Genomic DNA, 1,746 nt, shown 5'->3' with positions numbered 1-1,746 from the left:
TCCAATTGATATTAGGTGTTAGATACCTGAAACTAAGGGGTTACTTTAGCACAGCATACATATGCGCTTTAAGCTGGTCAAAGTCAGCATCTAATTCTGCAGATAAAATCGTTTTTTGTGCCACTGCAGCTAATTCAGGAGGTAACGGTAAATTAATGTTCAACTCACGGTCAACCACATCTTTAAACTTAGCAGGATGCGCTGTACCAAGAAACACCCCAGTTTCTTTACTAGTTAACCCAAGCGTTAATGCATGAGCTGCAATCGCCGCATGGGGCTCTGATTGATAACCCAACTGATAAAGTTCTGCTAAGGCGCCAGCGGTGGCATCTTCAGAAAGAGCCACGCCAGTTACCAATGATAACGGCCAGCCCATTTGCTCACAAATCGCTTCTACACGAGGCCAATTGCTTGGCTCTGACACATCCATAGCATTAGACATGGTCGCCACGGTTTTATGTGGTTGCCATTCACCACCAGTGAGATAACGCGGTACCGTGTCATTACTATTGGTTGCAGCAATAAAACGCTTAATTGGTAACCCCATGGCTTTAGCAAATAACCCAGCGGTTAAGTTACCAAAATTACCACTGGGTACAGACATCACAAGCTCATGATGTCCAGCTTGTTTTGCTTGCGCTACCGCTTCAAAGTAATAGCATATCTGAGCTAATAAACGACTAATATTAATCGAATTAGCAGAATTTAACGCTAAGCCGTCACGAACATCACTGTCATCAAAAGCTTGTTTAACCAGATGCTGACAAGCATCAAAGTCAGATGTTACTGCCACGGTATGAATATTTTTACCTAAGGTAGTAAACATCTTTTCTTGCAGTTCACTAATTTTACCTTTGGGGTATAACACCATTACATTGACGTTATCTAGGCCGTAAAATGCATCCGCTACTGCAGCGCCAGTATCACCCGATGTTGCGGTTAAAATAGTCAGTTTTTTATTGCCGGCAAGTAAATCAACGCATTGAGCCATAAACCGTGCGCCAAAATCTTTAAACGCTAATGTCGGACCATGAAAAAGTTCTAAACAAGCACGTTTATCATCAACCTTAACGAGTGGTACATCGAAGGTAAATGCTTTATCTACAAGCTTATCAACATTCTCCTGCCCGAGTTCATCTGCTAACCAAGCACCCAAGACTTTTTTGCTTCGCTCAGCAAAGGGTAGTGCCAGTAATGCATCAATATTGGATAGTACAGGAATGGACTTTGGGAAAAACAATCCTCTATCTTTACCTAAACCCAGTTGAACCGCTTGACTGAAGTTAACTACCTGCGATGGGTGTTTTAAGTTATATAATTCCATTGCGACTGCCTTTTAAATTTCAATATCAATAATGTGAAAGAGAGCGTTACACGCAGCGCGTGCCAAGTTTATCTAATTTACAAACGTGAGCAAAACCACCTTGCTCCGAAATATAATGTTGCATCAACCATTGTTTGGCTTTTTCTGCGGAGGCTAAATCGTCGGTTACACTAAACAATGTGGGGCCGCTGCCAGAAATACCGCTAGTCAGCATGCCTAATTCAGCTAATGCCGCTCGTGCTTCGGTATAACCAGGTATTGCGGATGCACGATAAGGTTCGGCCAAAACATCTTTCAGCATTTCAATTGCCAAAGCAGCGTCTTGCTGATAACTCGCGTGAACAAATGCACTTAAATAACGACCAAAATCGATGGCTACAGACTTATCATATTGCTGCGGCAGCAATTCGCGCATTTTGGCA

The 1,746-nt window shown here is 42.6% G+C and carries 1 protein-coding gene and 1 pseudogene; both read right to left on the bottom strand.

All coding sequences use genetic code 11. The features are described 5' to 3' along the window. Positions 1–40: 40 nt before the first annotated feature. A complete protein-coding gene (thrC, locus tag CXF78_RS16450) occupies positions 41–1,324 on the bottom strand; it encodes a threonine synthase (protein ID WP_102037382.1) in 1,284 nt (427 codons plus the stop codon). Between the two features lie 46 nt (positions 1,325–1,370). After that, positions 1,371–1,746 (bottom strand): annotated as a pseudogene (locus CXF78_RS16445) (homoserine kinase); the annotation flags it as partial.

Origin of the sequence: Shewanella sp. 11B5 (assembly GCF_002836795.1) — a bacterium.
In the GTDB taxonomy this organism is placed as follows: domain Bacteria; phylum Pseudomonadota; class Gammaproteobacteria; order Enterobacterales; family Shewanellaceae; genus Shewanella; species Shewanella frigidimarina.
Note: the sequence above shows the minus strand (reverse complement) of the source record. Positions and strands in the feature narration are given on the sequence as shown.

Coding starts and splice junctions, on each gene's coding strand:
- thrC (WP_102037382.1), bottom strand. CDS start 1,324: ATGGAATTATATAACTTAAAACACCCATCGCAGGTAGTTAACTTCAGT.